Genomic DNA, 18,269 nt, shown 5'->3' with positions numbered 1-18,269 from the left:
AATAAGCTGAGGTAAAACAAGCATGGGTGGTATTAGTATCTGGCAACTGCTAATCATTGCACTGATCATTGTGCTTCTATTCGGAACAAAGAAACTACGCTCGCTAGGCGGTGACCTAGGTTCGGCGGTGAAAGGTTTCAAAAAAGCAATCAGTGATGATGAGCCGGCTGCAAAGAAAGAAGCTGACGCGGATTTCGAGCAGAAGAAGCTTGCTGACGAGCAGCAGGGTGAACAGGCTCAGAAGAGCCAGAAAGATAAAGAGCAGGTTTAACGCGTGTTTGATATCGGGTTCTGGGAATTAATACTGATCTCCGTGGTGGGATTGGTGGTACTGGGGCCGGAACGCCTTCCCGTCGCGATCCGTTCGGTGTCGCGTTGGGTGGGTGCTGCTCGTAACATGGCAAATTCGGTGAAGGATGAACTGTCTCAGGAGCTTAAGATCCAAGAGTTGCAGGAAAACCTGAAAAAAGCCGAAAAAATGGGGATGGAAGATCTCGCACCTGAGTTGCGTGATTCTGTCGAGGAGCTGAAAAAAGCAGCTGCCGATGTCCAGCGCCCTTATGCCGAGAAGAAAGACGAGCAGTCCTCGGCGACGACCTCTCAAAAGCAGGATTAAGTAACTCACTATGTCTACAGTTGAAGACACGCAACCGCTATTCAGCCACCTGGTTGAGCTGCGTAACCGCTTGTTGCGTTCTATCCTGAGCGTCCTTGTGGTTTTTCTTGGCTTGGTTTGGTTTGCGAACGACATCTACGCTTTCTTGTCGTCTCCTTTGGTAGAGCGCCTACCTGAAGGGGCAACAATGATTGCCACCGATGTTGCTTCCCCATTCTTCACGCCAATTAAGCTTACGCTGGTGACGTCGGTTTTCGTTGCGGTACCGATGATCTTGTATCAGGTATGGGGCTTTATCGCACCGGGCCTGTACAAGCATGAGCGCAAGTTGATCATGCCGCTGCTGTTTTCCAGCTCGCTGCTGTTCTACGCTGGCGTTTCGTTTGCCTACTTTGTGGTATTCCCTTTGGTGTTTGGTTTCTTTACCAGCATTGCACCAGACGGCGTACAGGTTGCGACAGACATAGCTAGCTACTTGGACTTTGTCCTGGCGCTATTTATGGCGTTCGGTATTGCCTTTGAAATTCCGGTTGCCATTATCCTGCTATGCTGGACCGGGGCAACGGATCCGCAAAGCCTGCGCACTAAGCGCCCATATATCATTGTGGCGGCGTTTGTGGTAGGTATGATGCTGACTCCGCCGGATATCATCTCGCAGACACTGCTGGCAATTCCGATGTGCCTGTTGTTCGAAGTGGGCCTGTTCTTCTCGAAGTTCTATATTCGTGAAGACCGCGAGGAAGATGCTGCTGAAGAGTAGTCAAGTGGTTGATCCACGATGAAAAAAACCGGCCGAGGCCGGTTTTTTTATATCTGCTTCTAATACCAGGCCCATCAAGTGTTTATACCAATCCCATCAATTATCTAATGATTGTTGCTGGTAAAGTTAGAGGGGGTGGTATTAGCATCGGGTAAAGATGGTTATTAGGCTATGTGGCTCAGCGGATTTAGCTATAGGATCGGTAGTTTGGATATTGAGCTATTTAGGTCGCTGTCATGCCTATCGCTTCTTGCCGCTTAGGGCAGACGAGATAAGCCCGGGCAAGAAAACGCCAGCTCGATGAGCTGGCGTTAAATAAGGTTCCAATGGGAAATGCTAGGCCATTGCCTTAGAAGAAGATATGCCCCATCAAGGCGATAACCGGTAGGGTTACCAGGGTGCGCAGGATGAAGATCATGAACAGCTCCCAAGGCTTCACCGGGATTTTACTGCCGATCAGCAAGGCACCGATCTCAGACATGTAGACCAGCTGGGTTACAGACATCGCGGCGATGACGAAGCGGGTTAGATCGCTTTCGATGCTGGATGCCAGGATCGAAGGCAGGAACATGTCGGCAAAGCCAACCACGATGGTTTCAGAGGCCGCGGCGGCTTCCGGGATACGCAGCAGCTCTAGGAACGGGATGAACGGTTGGCCAAGAATGCTAAATACCGGGGTATTTTCAGCAATCACCAGTGCCGCGGTACCAATGGCCATTACGACCGGCAGGACACCGAAAATCATATCAACCGCATTGTGCACGCCTTCAACAACGACTTTGCGAAGGCTCTTCACTTCACCTGCCTTGTTCAGCGCTTGCTCCAAACCATAACCGACAACGGTTTTGCCTTCCGGCACGGCTTCCAGGTTTTCGTCGCTGGTGGTGTTGCCATCGATGTAACGGTCTTTCTTCCACGAAAGCGGCGGCAAGCGCGGTACGATTACAGCAGCAGCCAGGCCGGCCAAGCAAACAGTTAGGTAGAACGGGGCAAACATGTGCTCAAGGTTGACTTGGGCAATAACCACCAAGCTGAACGTGATAGACACCGCGGTAAACGTGGTACCAATGACAGCGGCCTCACGCTCGGTGTAGATCTTGCCTTCGTATTGCTTGCTGGTCATTAGCACGCCAACACTGCCGTCACCTAGCCAAGAGGCAATACAGTTTACCGCCGAACGGCCCGGCAGGTTGAACAACGGGCGCATGATACGGGTGAAAAGGGCACCAACAAATTCCAGCAGGCCAAAATTGAGGAGTAGGGGCAGTAGCAGGCCGGCAAACAGGAATACGGCAAATAACACAGGTAGCAGATCGTTTAATACCATGCCGCCGGTATTGCCGTGGTGGATCATTTCCGGGCCGATGGCAAAGAAAGACATGAGGGCAAAAACGGCCCCCATTTGCTGTACCACAAACCATGGTAGGGTCGGGTTGAACAAGCCGTTAAGGAAACCGTTCTCGGTGATGGCCCTTGGCTTGATAGCCTTGGTTGCGATAGAGGTAACGGCAGTCAGCGCGATAACAAAGGTTACGATAGCAGGCAGCATATCACCAAGCAGGGCTTGGACAGATTTGGCTAGAACAGCAATCGGGATGGTAATGGTGCCTTGGTATTCGATCGGCGCCATGAAAAGAAACACGCCCAGTAGCGAGGGAAGAAGGAACATCAGCCAGTTGGCCTTGTTACCTGATTTAGCAATAACCTGATCCTGCATGCCTGACCTTAAATCATTGTTTTAAAATGGAAGTAAATAACTGCTTTATCCGTCGAGGAATAAATATTCACTGATCATCCATAATCAGGAGCGGCAAGGTTACCGTTTCTGACCCTAAATTGGAATACTTTTCGGATGATCGCGTGTTTTTATTCACTTTTCCCGGCAGGTTGTGGGTATCTATCTGCTTGATCTTACTTTGGTGGCGGTCGGGCTTGCGGGGCGGGGTGAAATTTAATGCCGGTACTGGGGGAGAGTACCGATTGGCAGGTAGAAAAAAGGGCAGGCATATCCATGCCTGCCCCGTTAAAACGCAGCCTTGTGCTTAGCGCATGGTCACGAATTCTTCAGAGCCGGTTGGGTGGATAGCAACAACGCTATCGAAGTCGGCCTTGGTTGCGCCCATCTTCATCGCAACGCCGAAGCCCTGGATCATCTCGTCAACGGTGAAGCCGATACCATGCAGGCCAACGACTTTCTCGTCTGGGCCGGCACAGACCAGCTTCATCTTGCACGGCTGGCGGTGCGAGGTAACCGCGGTGTACATTGCGGTGAAGCCCGACTTGTACACTTTCACGTTTTCTTCACCGTACTCTGCAATGGCTTCTGGCTCGGTTAGGCCGATAGTGCCGATTGGTGGGTGGCTGAATACCACTGTTGGTACCAGCTTGTAGTCCATCTTGGCTTCAGGCTTGTTGTTGAACAGGCGCTCTGAAAGCTGGCGGCCAGCTTTTACTGCAACCGGTGTTAGCTCGATACCGCCTTCCATGATGTCACCGACACAGTAGATGCCGTCAACATTGGTGCGCTGGTATTCGTCAACCTTGATGTAGCCACGGTTGTTGGTTTCAACGCCTGTTGCTGCTAGGTTGATTTTGTCGGTGGTCGGGTGGCGGCCGATAGCCCAGATCAGGGTGTCGGCGTTGTGCGACTCGCCGTTCTCAAAGTGCAGGGTGATAGTGCCGTCTGCTTCTTTTACCACTTCTTTTGGCACCGAGTGGGTGTGCAGTGTTGGGCCTTCGGCATCCATCACCTCTACCAAGGTCTCGATGATCATCGGGTCGAAGCTGCGTAGCGGCGACTCTTTACGTACGAACAGGTGGGTATCGGTACCCAGCGCGCTGAGTACGCCGGCGATCTCAACGGCAATATAGCCAGCACCGATAACCGCGGTACGCTTCGGTTGCTCGTTTAGCTCGAAGAAGCCGTTTGAGTCGATACCGTGCTCGGCACCCGGGATATTCGGAATGGTTGGCTCGCCACCAACGGCGATCAGGATGTGGTCGGCGGTGTAGTGCTCGCCGTTCACTTCAACGGTTTTTTCGTCGACAAAGCGGGCAAAGCCGTTGATCACTTCAATGTTGTTCTTGCCCAAAACGTTGTCGTAAGCGGTGTGGATACGGCCGATGTAGGCTTCGCGGCTTTCTACCAACTTGCTCCAGTCGAAGTTTTTCACATCCACGTCGAAGCCGTAGTCTTTGGCGTAAAGGTGCATTGCTTCAGCAATTTGCGCGCCGTGCCACATCACTTTCTTCGGTACACAGCCCACGTTTACACAAGTACCGCCAAGTGCTTTGGCTTCAATCAACGCGACTTTTGCGCCGTACATAGCGGCACGGTTGGCCGATGCAATACCGCCGCTGCCACCGCCGATACAGATGTAATCAAAATGCTTTGCCATGACTTTACTCCAATGATTTTATTGATTTGGTAACAGCAATCATTGCTGTGTTTGCCCTAGTGTAATCAAGAATGGGACGAGTTACGAGAGGGAGAGTTCGAGAATATGGGCGTAGGCAAGCAGGTATAAAAAAGGCGGGGGATCCCCGCCTAGCACGTGTTCATTGCCTTTGAATGCACTACTCAGGCACTACCCATTCCACGGTGTGGTGGCCACGGCTTGGGGCGATGGCCTGTTGTAGCCAAGGCAGGATGGCCTTCATCTGGCTTTCCAGCTTCCAGGGCGGGTTGATCACAATCATGCCCGATGCCGTCATCCCGCGCTCGTTGGTGTCTGGTTCGACCCCCAGCTCAAGTTGCAGGATCTTGCGGATGCCGAGCTTTTCCAGCCCCTTCAGCATCTTGTCGATGTTCTCGCGGTAAACCACTGGGTACCAAATCGCGTAGGTGCCGGTTGCCCAGCGCTTGTAGCTTTCCGCGATCGCGTGAACGACATCCATGTATTCGTGCTTTAGCTCGTAGGGTGGGTCAATCAACACCACGCCACGGCGCTCTTTGGGTGGCAAGCTGCCTTTTAGGCGGGCAAAACCGTCTTCTTTGTATATCTTAACCTGGCGATCGCCGCGGAACTCTTGCAGCAGCAATGGGAAGTCGCTTGGGTGCAGTTCGGTCAATACCATGCGATCTTGCTCGCGCAGCTGGGCGCGGGCAACTTTCGGCGAGCCCGGGTAATAGCGCAGCTCCTCACCGTCGTTGAGTACCTTGATCGCCTCAAGGTAGGACGCCACTTCTGCCGGGATATCATCGCGAGACCAGATCCGGGCAATGCCTTCTTTGAACTCGCCGGTTTTTTCGCTGCGCTCGTCTTGCAGATCGTAGCGGCCGACACCGGAATGGGTGTCATGGTAAACAAATGGCTTGTCCTTTTGCTTGAGCGCATCAAGGATCAGGCTTTGTACAATGTGTTTGACCACATCGGCGTGGTTACCGGCATGGAAACTGTGGCGGTAGCTCAGCATGGCTGGGATCTCGACAGAAGTTAGTGATGAATTGGGTCTGTATTATGGCGAATTGCGGGCGAAGATCCACAAAGCCGTGATGACTTTCATCAATCCGGCGGTTAAATCTGGGTTACTATTAGAGGAGCTAAGCAGGAAATCGCGTCATTAAGGGATTGAATTTGCTTGTCAGAAGACGCATCTATTAAGGGATTACCGATTTAAGGAATAGCGCATGTCTAACCCATTACTCACCATGACGGATCTGCCTCCGTTTTCTCAAATTCAGCCTGAGCATGTCAAACCTGCGGTAGAGCAGGCGATTGCGGATTGCCGTGCAGCCGTCGAGGCGGTATTGGCGAAGGATGTGCCGCCGAGCTGGGCGTCGATTTGTGTGCCGTTGGCGGAAAGCGATGATCGCCTGAGCCGTATTTGGTCGCCGGTCGGCCATTTGAACGCGGTCAAGAACAGCAATGAGCTCCGCGAAGCGTACGAAAGCTGCCTGCCGTTGCTGTCCGACTATGGCACATGGGTTGGCCAACACAAAGGTTTGTATGACGCTTACAAGGCCATCAAGGCTGACGACAGCTTCGGTGCGTTGAGCCAAGCCCAGCAGAAGTCGATCACCGATGCCCTCAAGGAGTTTGAACTGTCGGGCATTGGCCTGCCAGCCAAAGAGCAGCACCGTTATGGCGAGATCAGCAAACGCCTATCTGAGTTGGCCTCGACGTTTAGCAACAACGTGCTGGATGCGACCATGGGTTGGAGCAAGCTGGTGACCGATGAAGCCGAATTGGTCGGTTTGCCTGAATCAGCCCTGCAGGCCGCACAGGCGGCGGCCCAGGCCAAGGAGCAAGAAGGTTACCTATTCACCCTTGATATCCCGTCTTACCTGCCAGTCATGACTTATTGTGAGAATGCAGCGCTGCGCCAGGAAATGTACGAAGCGTTTGTTACCCGCGCCTCTGATCGCGGCCCGAATGCCGGCAAGTGGGACAATACCGATATCATTGCCGAGAAGCTTAAGCTGAGCCACGAAATTGCGCGTTTGCTGGGCTTCAATACCTACAGTGAAAAATCACTGGCAACCAAGATGGCTGAGACCCCAGAGCAAGTACTGGGCTTCTTGAACGATTTGGCCACCCGTGCCAAGCCGCAGGGCGAGCGCGAGGTGCAGGAGCTGCGCGATTATGCCCGCGCCGAGTTCGGTGCCGAGTCGCTTGAGCCATGGGACTTTGCCTTTTATGCCGAAAAGCTGAAACAGCACCGCTACAGCATTTCCGACGAGCAATTACGCCCGTACTTCCCGGAGCAGAAAGTGGTTGCAGGCCTGTTCGAGGTGCTAAAGCGCGTGTTCGGCATGAACGTGGCCGAGCGCGAAGGCGTCGATACCTGGCACGAGTCTGTGAAGTTCTACGATATCTTCGATGGCGAAGGGCAGCTGCGCGGTAGCTTCTACCTTGATTTGTATGCCCGCGAGCACAAGCGTGGCGGAGCCTGGATGGACGAGTGCATTGTCCGCCGTACCCGTGAAGACGGTAGCTTGCAGGCGCCGGTGGCCTACCTGACATGTAACTTCAACAAGCCGGTGGGCGATAAGCCGGCGCTGTTTACCCACGACGAAGTGGTTACCCTATTCCATGAAACCGGCCACGGTATCCACCACATGCTTACCCAAGTGGAAGTGCCGGCTGTTTCCGGCATTAACGGCGTGCCATGGGATGCCGTTGAGCTGCCAAGCCAATTCCTGGAGAACTGGTGCTGGGAAGAAGAGGCGCTGGCGTTTATTTCCGGCCATTATGAAACTGGCGAGCCGCTACCGAAGGAAATGCTCGATAAAATGCTGGCTGCGAAAAACTTCCAGTCGGCGATGGGGATCTTGCGCCAGCTGGAGTTCGGCCTGTTCGACTTTACCCTATACACCGAATACGATCCCGAGGTCGGCGCCAAGGTGCTAGATACGCTGTTCGACATCAAGTCGCGTGTTTCCGTGGTACCAAGCCCAGAGTGGGGACGCTTCCCGCATAGCTTCAGCCACATTTTTGCAGGCGGCTACAGCGCAGGCTACTACAGCTACCTATGGGCCGAGGTCTTGTCGTCGGATGCCTACTCGCGTTTCGAGGAGGAGGGGATCTTCAACACCCAAACCGGCGGCGACTTCCTTGACTGTATTCTTGAGCGAGGCGGCAGCGAGGAGCCGATGGCGTTGTTTAAGCGATTCCGTGGCCGCGAGCCGCAGATCGATGCATTACTCCGCCACAGCGGCATCACTGGCTAATTGGCTTTCAAACTGGTTATTTTGCTCGGCTTCTGCATCGAAAGTGCTCATTGATTATCATCAACTCCGCGCTTTCTCTTTGAACCCGAGTAAAATTCCTGCGTTTGAATTACCAATTAGGAGGGGAACGGTTATCAGCTCCGCGCGCCCTTTTCGCCCCAAAATAAAAAAGCACCCGAGGGTGCTTTTTTTGTTCTTGCTGCGGGCGGTTAGCTTGCGGTGATCACCATCGGCCAGCCCATATCCGTTTGGCGGGTTGCCTCTTGCTGCAACTCGGCATCGGTTAGCGGGTTGGCTGCCAGCCATTGCGCAGGCAGGGTCAGGGTTAGCTTGCTGTCGTTGGCCGACAGGCTAAACGGTGGCTGCTGCTGGTGGTCGCGGCGGTGGCACAGGATCACGGCAAGGCGGAGCAGGCGCAGGATCCGGGTTGCGCTCTGTGCCGACAGGGCGTGTTGCTCCGGCATGCTGGTCAATTGCTCGCGGAAGCGGCGCAATAGTTCGGCGATCAGGTGCTTTTGGGCCCGGGTAAAGCCCGGTAGATCGCTGTTGCTGATCAGGTACGCCGAGTGTTCGCCACTTTTCTTGAACTCGATAGTGGTGCCAATCTCATGCAAGGCCGCGCTGGCATGCAGCAGGTATTGCGCCTGGGGCTCCAACTGCCACTCAGTGTCGCAACCCTGGAGCAGCGATAGCGCGGTTGCCGCGACGGTATCGGCGTGCTGGGTATCTAGCTGGAAACGCGCCTGAAGGCTCATCAGGGTGCGCTCGCGCACATTGTCGTGGCGCATCTGGCTCATCATCTCGTACACCATGCCTTCACGCAGTGCGCCGCCGGCAAGGGTCATCGACTCAATGCCGAGCGACTCGAAAATCGCGATCAGGATAGATAGCCCGCTTGGGAAAACCAGGGCACGCTCCAGCGTTAGACCTTCGATATCAAGGTCTTCCAGGCGCTCATACTGCATGGCCTGTCGCTGCATACGCTTGAGCTTTTGCAAGGTGATGACTTCATCCATCCCCTGTGCCAGCATAATTTCCTGTAGTGCTTGTACAGTGCCGCTGGCACCGACACAGGTTTCCCAGCCAAGTTTCTGGTATTGCTCGACAATCGGCTCGATCGCGGTTTTTGCCGCGGTGATGGCGGCGTTGAAGTTGTCTTCAGTCAGGTAGCGATCCTTGAAGTAGCGCTCTAACCACGTAACACAACCTACTTTCAGGCTAGTCAGTGCGCTGGCATCGAACCCTTCGCCGATGATCACCTCGGTACTGGCACCACCGATATCGACCACGAGGCGCTTACCGCTGCCGCCGGAAGTGTGGGCAACACCTTGGTAGATGATTCGGGCTTCTTCCTCGCCGGGAATAATATTGACGGGGTGGCCAAGAATCGTCTTTGCTCGGGAAAGAAAAGCATCAGCATTTATCGCTGTACGCAATGCCGCGGTACCCACAATGCGGATGTTGGCATCCGGGATGTCTTGCAGGCGCTCTGCAAACAGGCTTAGGCAGTCCCAGCCTCGCTGCATGGCTTCGTCGCTGAGTGTGTTATCGCTGTTCAGACCGGCAGCCAGGCGCACCTTGCGCTTGATTTTCGCCAGGGTCTGCACACTGCCAGCTACTTCCTTGACTATCCACATGTGGAAGCTGTTCGAGCCAAGGTCAATCGCGGCGTACAAAGGGGATACTGTTCTTTCCATGGGCATATCTTCGTTTACTGCTGTTTGTTCTGTTGTGGACGGCGACGGCTGCGCTGACGCGACTGGCCTTGACGCTGTGAACCACCGCTGCGACGGTTACCACCTTGGCGCGGCGCGCGTGGAATGCTTACCGGTGCTGGTAGATCGTCTAAAAGCGCATCGGCATCGTACTTCGACAGCGGGATCGCGTGCTCGATGTAGGTTTCGATGGCCGGCAGGTTGATAGCATACTCTTCACAAGCGAAGCTGATCGAGTGGCCGCTGGCACCAGCACGGCCGGTACGGCCAATACGGTGAACATAGTCTTCGGCATCGTCAGGTAGGTCGTAGTTGAATACGTGGGTTACCTGAGGAATGTGCAGGCCGCGGGCAGCAACGTCTGTCGCAACCAGGACATCAAGATCGCCTTGGGTGAATTGCTCAAGGATGCGAACGCGCTTCTTCTGCGGCACGTCACCGGTTAGCAGGCCTACGCGGTGCTTGTCGGCAGCCAGGTGAGCCCAGATATCTTCACAACGGTGCTTGGTGTTGGCAAAGATAATGGCACGATCCGGCCACTCTTCCTCGACCAAGGTTTGCAGCAGGCGCATCTTGTCTTGGTTCGACGGGTAGAACAGCTCTTCCTGGATACGGTGGCCTGTTTTTTGCTCAGGCTCGACAATCACGCTTTCCGGGCTGTTCATGTGCTCGAACGCCAACTCTTTCACACGGTAAGACAGTGTGGCAGAGAACAGCATGTTCAGGCGAGCCTGAGGTGCTGGCATGCGGCGGAACAAGAAACGGATGTCTTTGATAAAGCCCAGATCGAACATGCGGTCAGCTTCATCGAGTACAACAACCTGGATTGAACGCAGGTCAATCACGCGCTGCTTGTAGAAATCGATAATGCGGCCACAAGTACCAATCAAGATATCGACGCCAGCTTCCAGCTTCTTCTGCTGTTTTTCGTAGGCTTCGCCACCGTATGCTAGGCCGGCTTTTAGGCCTGTGCTTTCTAGCAGCGGGGCAGCATCGTTGTAAATCTGGATTGCCAGTTCACGGGTTGGTGCCATAATAATGGCACGAGGATGGTTGGTTTTACGATCCTCTGCTGGTGGTGTCAGCATCAAGTGGTTAATAGTCGCGGTCAGGAAAGCCAGGGTTTTCCCTGTGCCTGTTTGAGCCTGACCAGCAATGTCACGGCCGGAGAGCACTACCGGCAATGCCAGCGCCTGGATCGGCGTACAATGATGGAAGCCTTTGGCCTCCAATCCTTGTAAAACCTGAGGTTCTAAACCCAGGTCGGCAAATTTTTGCTCTGTGATGTGAGTCGTCTTCATTCGTATAGAATATCAGCTTAGGGTTGCAATACGAAACGGATTCCATTCAAATAGGGCAACGATTTGCTGGTTAAAATCAAATCAGCTAAGAAAATCAACCATTGGAGTGGAAGATGAGCGACAAGATTGTGCAGCTAACAGATGCAAGTTTTGATAGCGATGTAATTAATGCTGCGGGCCCGGTACTAGTCGATTTTTGGGCTGAATGGTGTGGTCCTTGTAAGATGATTGCCCCAATTCTTGACGAAATCGCGGACGAGTACGAAGGCAAGCTAACAATCGGTAAATTGAATATCGATCAGAATGCTGCAACTCCGCCTAAGTTTGGCATCCGTGGTATTCCAACACTGTTGCTGTTCAAAGACGGTGGTGTAGCGGCGACCAAAGTTGGTGCGCTGTCAAAGAGCCAGCTTAAAGAGTTCCTAGACGCGAACCTATAAGCAACTCTGCTTCGAACCGTGCACAATTTCTCGTTGTGCATGGTTTGACTTCGGTCTAAGCTAGACTGATGTGATGTTTAGTGCTAACTTATTGCACGTAAATTATACTTTTGTTCATTCCTTGACCAGCCCCATTGGTCGACTCTATCTCAATTAACATAGAACCCCTATTTTGACTGACAAGAAACCCACCACTATGAATCTGACTGAATTGAAAAACCAACCTATTTCCAAGTTGGTTGCGCTTGGCGAGAGCTTAGGATTAGAAAACCTAGCGCGTTTGAGAAAACAAGATATTATCTTCTCTATTCTCAAGCAGCATGCGAAAAGTGGTGAGGACATTTTTGGCGATGGTGTTCTAGAGATTCTTCAAGATGGCTTCGGCTTCCTTCGCTCAGCAGACAGTTCTTACCTTGCCGGCCCTGACGACATCTACGTTTCTCCTAGCCAAATCCGCCGTTTCAATCTTCGTACTGGTGACACAATTGCCGGGAAGATCCGTCCTCCGAAAGATGGCGAGCGTTACTTTGCGCTACTGAAGGTAAATGAAGTTAACCACGACAAGCCAGACAACGCGCGTAACAAGATCCTGTTCGAAAACCTGACGCCGCTTCACGCTAACGATCGTATGCGTATGGAGCGTGGTAACGGTTCGACGGAAGACATTACCGCACGTGTGCTTGATTTGGCATCGCCAATCGGTAAGGGTCAGCGTGGTCTGATTGTTGCTCCGCCTAAAGCGGGTAAGACCATGCTGCTACAGAACATTGCTCAGAGCATTGCTTACAACCACCCAGAGTGTGAGCTAATGGTACTGCTGATCGACGAGCGCCCGGAAGAAGTGACCGAGATGCAGCGCCTGGTCAAGGGCGAGGTTGTTGCCTCTACCTTCGACGAGCCGGCATCACGCCACGTTCAGGTTGCTGAGATGGTGATCGAGAAAGCCAAGCGCCTGGTTGAGCACAAGAAAGACGTTGTTATCCTGCTTGACTCTATCACCCGTCTGGCACGCGCATACAACACCGTGATCCCATCATCGGGCAAAGTACTGACAGGTGGTGTGGACGCTAACGCCTTGCACCGTCCTAAGCGTTTCTTCGGTGCGGCACGTAACGTTGAGGAAGGCGGCAGCCTGACTATCATCGCCACGGCACTGGTTGATACCGGCTCTAAGATGGACGAAGTGATCTACGAAGAGTTCAAGGGTACAGGTAACATGGAACTGCACCTATCGCGTAAGATTGCCGAGAAGCGTGTATTCCCTGCGATTGACTTCAACCGCTCTGGTACCCGCCGCGAAGAGCTACTGGCGAAAGCGGATGAACTGCAGAAGATGTGGATCCTGCGTAAGATTGTTCACCCAATGGGTGAAACCGATAGCATGGAATTTTTGATCGACAAGCTATCTATGACTAAAACAAATGACGAATTCTTTGACGCGATGCGCCGTCAAAAGTCATAATTTAGTTGCTTGACTCACAGTTTGTTCAAACGCCACCTCGAGTGGCGTTTTTTATTGCTGGGAGTTTCGGTATCATTATCGAGCGGTGTTCGATTTTCACTTTTTACTTTCGTTTTCGCTAGTGGTGAAGTCGGGTAAATACCGATATAGTGTGTTGATTGTTGCTGGTAACCAGGATGGCTTTGGCAATTACTTTTCTCTCCTCATCATTCACCAAGGAGGTGGCATGCGACTAGGACGGTGCATGTTGATAGGGCTTCTTATCGGAAGCATGGCGACAGCCTCTGCCACGGAAGTGACAGAGCAGGAAGTCAGCCGTGTGATGTCTTCTTCCCAAGTTCAGCAGCAGGTCGATGTGCTGAGCGATCTCTATAACACCAGTGATTTCCGCGCATTGGAATTCGAGCTGTCCCAGATCTCCGGCCTCAAGCAGGAGGCGGTGCGGAGCCAGCTGGTTGCCCACGCGGTTGAATTGGATGTGCTTGACCAAGCCAAGGCGGATTGGTTGCAGGCGCAGGCCGAGCGAAAGCCGGCATTCAATGTCGTCCAGCAGGGCGATGGCTACCTAGTGACCCAAAGTGCCTTCCACTATGGCGCCCAGGCACGCGGCCTGGTGCTGAAGTGGCAGCAGACCTTGCTGGCGCAGAAGATGGTGGTCCAGGCTGAAGTTGGCGAGCTGGTGTTGTCTGAGTGGATCCAGAGGGACCTGCCAACCCAGACCACCCGCCGCGATATCTTCTTGGCCCAACTGCCTTCGTTGTCGGATCAGGCGGTGATAGCGTTGGCCGCCCAGTTCACCTCGGATTCCAAATTGGTCTGGCTGCCGGACAATGCCATTATTGCCGCCTTGGCTGCGGCATCGGGCGAGGAGGCGGTGTACCACCTGCTATGGCGCAGGCGCAGCGATCAGTACAGCGTGGCGGAGCTGCAGCGCCTGACCGAACGGGCAAGCGAGCCCGAGGCGCTCGAGCAAATCATGGCCGCGACCATTAACCCATCACTCAAACTGCAGGCCTACCGCTCGCTGGTGGGGCTCAACCCGCTTCCGCCAACGGCGCGGCAATTCCTCAAGGGCAAGCTCGATGAAGTCGAAGACGGCAAGCTGGTGGCATTCGAGTTGGCTCGCAACGGTTACTTGGACTGGCTGGAGCAGTTGGCGCTGGTGAGTAGCAGCAAGGTATTGCAACGGAACTTCGAGGCGGCTGTGACCCAGCTCCCCTAGCCATCGGTTTACGGTATTTTCCGCTATCCAGACGTTAACAACTCGTTATAATGGCATGATAATTATTTGCAGCACCCGGTCCTTGTACCGGGTGCTGCGTATTTGAAATGGGTAACTGCATCGCTATGAAGTTCAAGGATTTGCGAGAATTTATTGGCTACCTCGAACAGCAAGGCCAATTAAAGCGTATTACGCAACCTGTCGATCCCGATCAGGAAATCACCGAAATTGCCGACCGTACGCTGCGGGCGGGCGGTCCGGCATTGCTATTTGAAAACCCGGTTGGCTACGACATGCCAGTGCTGGCGAACTTGTTCGGCACCCCGGCCCGTGTGGCGATGGGGATGGGGCGCCAGGAAGTCAAAGAGCTGCGCGAGGTTGGCAAGTTGCTGGCCTACTTGAAGGAGCCTGAGCCACCACGGGGCTTCCGCGATGCCATCGACAAGCTGCCGGTGTTCAAGCAGGTATTGAACATGCCGGTCAAGCGGCTGCGCAAGGCACCGTGCCAGGAAGTGGTATGGCAGGGCGATGAAGTCGACCTTGATAAGATCCCGGTGATGAGCTGCTGGCCCGGTGACGTGGCGCCGCTGCTGACCTGGGGGCTGACCATTACCAAGGGACCGCACAAAAAGCGCCAAAACCTTGGGATTTACCGCCAGCAAAAGATTGGCAAGAACAAAATCATCATGCGCTGGCTGGCCCACCGCGGTGGTGCCCTGGACTTGCGAGACTGGATGGAAACCAACCCGGGCAAGCCTTTCCCGGTGACGGTGGCATTCGGGGCCGATCCGGCCACGATTCTCGGGGCGGTCACGCCGGTGCCGGACACCTTGTCTGAGTACGCGTTTGCCGGGTTGCTGCGCGGCAGCAAAACCGAAGTGGTCAAAAGCCTGAGTAATGAGCTGGAAGTGCCGGCCAGTGCCGAGATTGTGATGGAAGGGTATATCGACCCGGACGAATTTGCCGTTGAAGGGCCGTATGGCGACCACACCGGCTATTACAACGAGGTCGAGCGCCACCATGTGTTCACCATCACCCATGTGACAATGCGCGAAAACCCAATCTACCACAGTACCTATACCGGCCGTCCGCCGGATGAGCCCGCGGTGCTGGGGGTGGCGCTGAACGAAGTCTTTGTGCCTATTTTGCAAAAGCAGTTCCCGGAAATTGAGGACTTCTACCTGCCGCCGGAAGGGTGTTCCTACCGCATGGCGGTGGTGACTATGAAGAAGCAGTATCCGGGTCATGCCAAGCGGGTGATGATGGGGGTATGGTCGTTCTTGCGCCAGTTTATGTACACCAAGTTCGTGGTGGTGTGCGACGACGATGTCGATGCCCGCGACTGGAACAGCGTGATTGATGCGGTGACCACCCGGATGGATCCGCTGCGCGATACCCTAATGATTGAGAATACCCCGATCGACTCGCTCGACTTTGCCTCGCCGGTGGCCGGCCTGGGCTCGAAGATGGGCCTGGATGCGACCAAGAAGTGGGTCGCGGAGTTGGCCAATTCGGCGGGAGCCGAGTCTGCTGGTACACTCTCGGTAGATCGTGATGCCTTGGTGGCGGCGGTTCGCGCTGAGTTTCCCGAGATCATCGATTTTCACCTACCGCAGGAAGCCGCCTCGGGCCGGATGGCGATTGTCAGTATCGAGAAAACCGAGCTGGGCCAAGGGCCGAAAGTGATGCAGGGTATTTGGTCGCGCTTGGAGCAACAACTGGGCACCAAGTGGCTGATTGTCTGCGACGGCGATGTCAATGTTCGCGACTGGCATGATGTTATCTGGGCGATCACGACCCGGATGGATCCTAGCCGCGACACCCTGCTGCTGGATGGCGAAGCCGGCTCGAAAATGGGGATGGATGCCACCAACAAGCTGCCGGGCGAAGCGAGCCGGGAGTGGGGCACCCCGATAGCCAAAGATCCCGAAATTGTCGCGAAAGTGGATGCGATCTGGGATGAAATAGGTATCCTGAAGTAAACCGAATTGAATTAGCTGCCCGGTGCTGCCGGGCGTGAGAACGATAATATGCATCAAGTACGCCTGTTGCCCCATGACATCACGTTTACTGCCGATGGGCAGCAAACGGTGCTGGAGGCTGCGCTCAACTCAGGCATTGCTTTCCCCAACCGCTGCCAGGTGGGCGCATGCGCGATGTGCATGTGCCGTAAGCAAACAGGCGAGATAAGTTACCAGCTAGAGCCTATGCTTACTGAGAAAGAGCAAGCCGAGGGTTGGATCTTTGCCTGTCAGGCAGTGGCGGAAAGTGACTTGGTACTAGAGCTAGACTAGAGGAAGAGAATGTCCATCAAATGCGAAGTAAAGTCAGTCGAGTCATTGGCATGTAACACCTTTAAAATCCTGCTTCAGCCGGAAAATCCGATTGATTTCAAGGCAGGACAGTACCTGTTGGCGGTGATGGGCGAAAAAGACAAGCGCCCGTTTTCGATCGCCAGCAGCCCTTGCCGTGACAATGAAATCGAGCTGCACATTGGTGCCGCGGAGCATAACCCGTATGCCATCGAAGTGGTTGATGCCATGAAGGCGGCATTGGATGCGGGCACGCCGTTCGAGGTGGAAGCGCCGCACGGCGAGGCATGGGTTCGCGAGGACAGCGACAAGCCGTTGCTGCTGATTGCCGGCGGTACGGGGTTTTCTTACGTACGCAGTATCTTGGACAACTGCCTGAGCCGTGGCGTTAGCCAGCCTATTTTCGTGTACTGGGGCGGGCGCGACGAGTGCCAGCTGTATGCCAACGACGAGCTGAAGGCACTGGCAGCCCAGCACCAAAACCTGACCTACGTACCGGTAGTCGAAGCGGCGCCGGCAGACTGGCAGGGCAAGGTTGGCAATGTACTTGAAGCGGTGAGTGATGATTTCGTCAGCCTGTCGGCCTACGACATTTACATTTGCGGCCGTTTCGAAATGGCAGGCGCGGCCCGCGAGCAGTTCTCTGCCGAGAAGGGCGCCGAGCGCGATCGCATGTTTGCCGATGCGTTTGCCTTTATTTGATGAACAGTTGATGAAAAGCGGGGCTATGGGACAGCGCGTCCCTATGGTGCTATAAAGCCATAAAAAGAGCCATCGAACCAAAAGGCGAACCCATCATGGGTTCGCCTTTGTTGTTTTTGCACCTTGTTACTTGAAGCTTGATATATTACGCCCGCGCCATTTCGACCTTGCGCTTGACCCAGGTTTCGTTCACCCACAAAGACACCATGATCAGCACCCCGCCGATCAGCAGGCGAGGGTAGTCGACATCCCGGTTCCAAATCACGATATTCACAATCAGGCCTGCTGGTACCAAGGCATTGTTCATGATGGCCAAGGCCCCGGCATTGACCATGGTTGCCCCTTTGTTCCAGACGAAATAGCCCAAGCCGGAGGCCACTGTGCCAAGGTAGATCAAAATTCCCCACTGGGTGCCGGTGGTCGGCAGCTTGTCGGTGTTGCCAAATAGCAGGAACATCGGCAGCGCGACACATATGGCACCCAAGTAGAACAACCCGAACACCGTGTGCTGCGGCAACTCGGCTTGCTCCTGCTCCATGATCCGCTTGTAGCCAACTTGGCCGATGGCGAAGCACAGGTTGGCTCCCTGAACGATGAAGAAGCCGGTAATGAAGTTCTCGTTGATGCCCTCGAACTTGATCACCGCGGCACCGAGTACCGCAATGGCGGCGGTGATCAGGTACCAGGCCGAGAAGCGGCGGTGCAGCAAGTCGTAGATCAAGGTGACGTAAATCGGGGTGAAAATGGTGAACAGCAACACCTCGGGTACGCTCAGGTACAAGAACGATTGGTAGTAGAAGCAGTACATGATGCCAAGCTGGAAGGCGCCGACCGTCATCAGCTTCAGCGATAGCGACAGGTGAAGGTGCTGCTTGCGCAAAAATGGCAAAAAGACCAAGGCCGCGAGCGAGACGCGGGTTAGTACCGAAAACCATGCATCAACCTGCCCGGCGAGGTATACGCCGATCAAGCTAAACGAAAATGCCCATAACAGGGTGACAGCGGATAGGTAGCCCATAGTGGTTGCTTTTTCTCAAGAACGATTGGGCGCTAGTGTAGCGAATAT

The 18,269-nt window shown here is 54.3% G+C and carries 16 protein-coding genes; 10 read left to right on the top strand and 6 right to left on the bottom strand.

The window, feature by feature from the left end; all coding sequences use genetic code 11:
- Nucleotides 1-22 precede the first annotated feature (22 nt).
- Genes tatA through tatC form a run of 3 tightly spaced genes read left to right on the top strand, consistent with a single transcriptional unit; the run spans nt 23 to nt 1,376 of the window.
- Nucleotides 23-271, top strand: coding sequence for a Sec-independent protein translocase subunit TatA (tatA, locus tag C9I98_RS13515; RefSeq protein WP_107272085.1), 249 nt, complete (start codon nt 23-25; stop codon nt 269-271).
- Between the two features lie 3 nt (nt 272-274).
- Complete coding sequence (gene tatB / locus C9I98_RS13510) at nt 275-616, top strand: Sec-independent protein translocase protein TatB (RefSeq protein ID WP_036825949.1); 342 nt, start codon at nt 275-277, stop codon at nt 614-616.
- 10 nt (nt 617-626) lie between these two features.
- Nucleotides 627-1,376, top strand: a complete 750-nt coding sequence (gene tatC / locus C9I98_RS13505) for a Sec-independent protein translocase subunit TatC (RefSeq protein WP_036825947.1) — start codon at nt 627-629, stop codon at nt 1,374-1,376.
- A gap of 349 nt (nt 1,377-1,725) precedes the next feature.
- Here the strand turns inward: tatC and C9I98_RS13500 are convergent, their stop codons facing one another.
- The 3 genes from C9I98_RS13500 to C9I98_RS13490 all read right to left on the bottom strand — a co-directional run bounded on the left by C9I98_RS13500 (nt 1,726) and on the right by C9I98_RS13490 (nt 5,792).
- On the bottom strand, nt 1,726-3,093 hold the full coding sequence (locus C9I98_RS13500; protein ID WP_107272084.1) for a YjiH family protein: 1,368 nt from the start codon (nt 3,091-3,093) through the stop codon (nt 1,726-1,728).
- 325 nt (nt 3,094-3,418) lie between these two features.
- The gene (gene gorA / locus C9I98_RS13495) at nt 3,419-4,774 is read right to left on the bottom strand and encodes a glutathione-disulfide reductase (protein ID WP_107272083.1); all 1,356 of its coding nucleotides are present in this window, start codon (nt 4,772-4,774) and stop codon (nt 3,419-3,421) included.
- Nucleotides 4,775-4,952: 178 nt separating this feature from the next.
- On the bottom strand, nt 4,953-5,792 hold the full coding sequence (locus C9I98_RS13490; RefSeq protein ID WP_036822033.1) for a 23S rRNA (adenine(2030)-N(6))-methyltransferase RlmJ: 840 nt from the start codon (nt 5,790-5,792) through the stop codon (nt 4,953-4,955).
- Nucleotides 5,793-6,006: 214 nt separating this feature from the next.
- On the opposite strand from C9I98_RS13490, the gene prlC reads away from it, so the two are divergent.
- On the top strand, nt 6,007-8,049 hold the full coding sequence (gene prlC, locus C9I98_RS13485) for an oligopeptidase A (protein ID WP_036822029.1): 2,043 nt from the start codon (nt 6,007-6,009) through the stop codon (nt 8,047-8,049).
- A gap of 209 nt (nt 8,050-8,258) precedes the next feature.
- Here prlC and gppA read toward each other — a convergent pair whose 3' ends face one another.
- A complete protein-coding gene (gppA, locus tag C9I98_RS13480; protein WP_107272082.1) occupies nt 8,259-9,746 on the bottom strand; it encodes a guanosine-5'-triphosphate,3'-diphosphate diphosphatase in 1,488 nt (495 codons plus the stop codon).
- A 14-nt stretch (nt 9,747-9,760) separates the two neighbouring features.
- Nucleotides 9,761-11,065, bottom strand: a complete 1,305-nt coding sequence (rhlB, locus tag C9I98_RS13475) for an ATP-dependent RNA helicase RhlB (RefSeq protein WP_036821761.1) — start codon at nt 11,063-11,065, stop codon at nt 9,761-9,763.
- Between the two features lie 113 nt (nt 11,066-11,178).
- On the opposite strand from rhlB, the gene trxA reads away from it, so the two are divergent.
- The 6 genes from trxA (at nt 11,179) to fre (ending at nt 17,203) form a co-directional block, all read left to right on the top strand.
- The gene (gene trxA / locus C9I98_RS13470; RefSeq protein ID WP_036821764.1) at nt 11,179-11,505 is read left to right on the top strand and encodes a thioredoxin TrxA; all 327 of its coding nucleotides are present in this window, start codon (nt 11,179-11,181) and stop codon (nt 11,503-11,505) included.
- 196 nt (nt 11,506-11,701) lie between these two features.
- Nucleotides 11,702-12,967, top strand: coding sequence for a transcription termination factor Rho (gene rho, locus C9I98_RS13465; protein WP_036821767.1), 1,266 nt, complete (start codon nt 11,702-11,704; stop codon nt 12,965-12,967).
- 244 nt (nt 12,968-13,211) lie between these two features.
- Nucleotides 13,212-14,189 carry a hypothetical protein gene (locus C9I98_RS13460; RefSeq protein ID WP_036821769.1) on the top strand — a complete coding sequence of 326 codons (978 nt, stop codon included), beginning with the start codon at nt 13,212-13,214 and terminating at the stop codon, nt 14,187-14,189.
- 125 nt (nt 14,190-14,314) lie between these two features.
- Entirely contained in the window at nt 14,315-16,171 is a 1,857-nt protein-coding gene (gene ubiD, locus C9I98_RS13455; protein WP_036821778.1) for a 4-hydroxy-3-polyprenylbenzoate decarboxylase, read from the top strand.
- Between the two features lie 48 nt (nt 16,172-16,219).
- Complete coding sequence (locus C9I98_RS13450; RefSeq protein ID WP_036821772.1) at nt 16,220-16,483, top strand: 2Fe-2S iron-sulfur cluster-binding protein; 264 nt, start codon at nt 16,220-16,222, stop codon at nt 16,481-16,483.
- Nucleotides 16,484-16,492: 9 nt separating this feature from the next.
- Complete coding sequence (gene fre, locus C9I98_RS13445) at nt 16,493-17,203, top strand: NAD(P)H-flavin reductase (protein WP_036821775.1); 711 nt, start codon at nt 16,493-16,495, stop codon at nt 17,201-17,203.
- 145 nt (nt 17,204-17,348) lie between these two features.
- Here fre and C9I98_RS13440 read toward each other — a convergent pair whose 3' ends face one another.
- Nucleotides 17,349-18,221 carry a carboxylate/amino acid/amine transporter gene (locus C9I98_RS13440; RefSeq protein WP_107272081.1) on the bottom strand — a complete coding sequence of 291 codons (873 nt, stop codon included), beginning with the start codon at nt 18,219-18,221 and terminating at the stop codon, nt 17,349-17,351.
- Nucleotides 18,222-18,269 lie beyond the last annotated feature (48 nt).

The organism is Photobacterium sanctipauli (assembly GCF_003026495.1).
GTDB classification, from domain to species: Bacteria; Pseudomonadota; Gammaproteobacteria; order Enterobacterales; family Vibrionaceae; genus Photobacterium; species Photobacterium sanctipauli.
The sequence above is the reverse complement of the archived record's forward strand: the minus strand, read 5'-3'. Positions and strand labels throughout refer to the sequence as shown.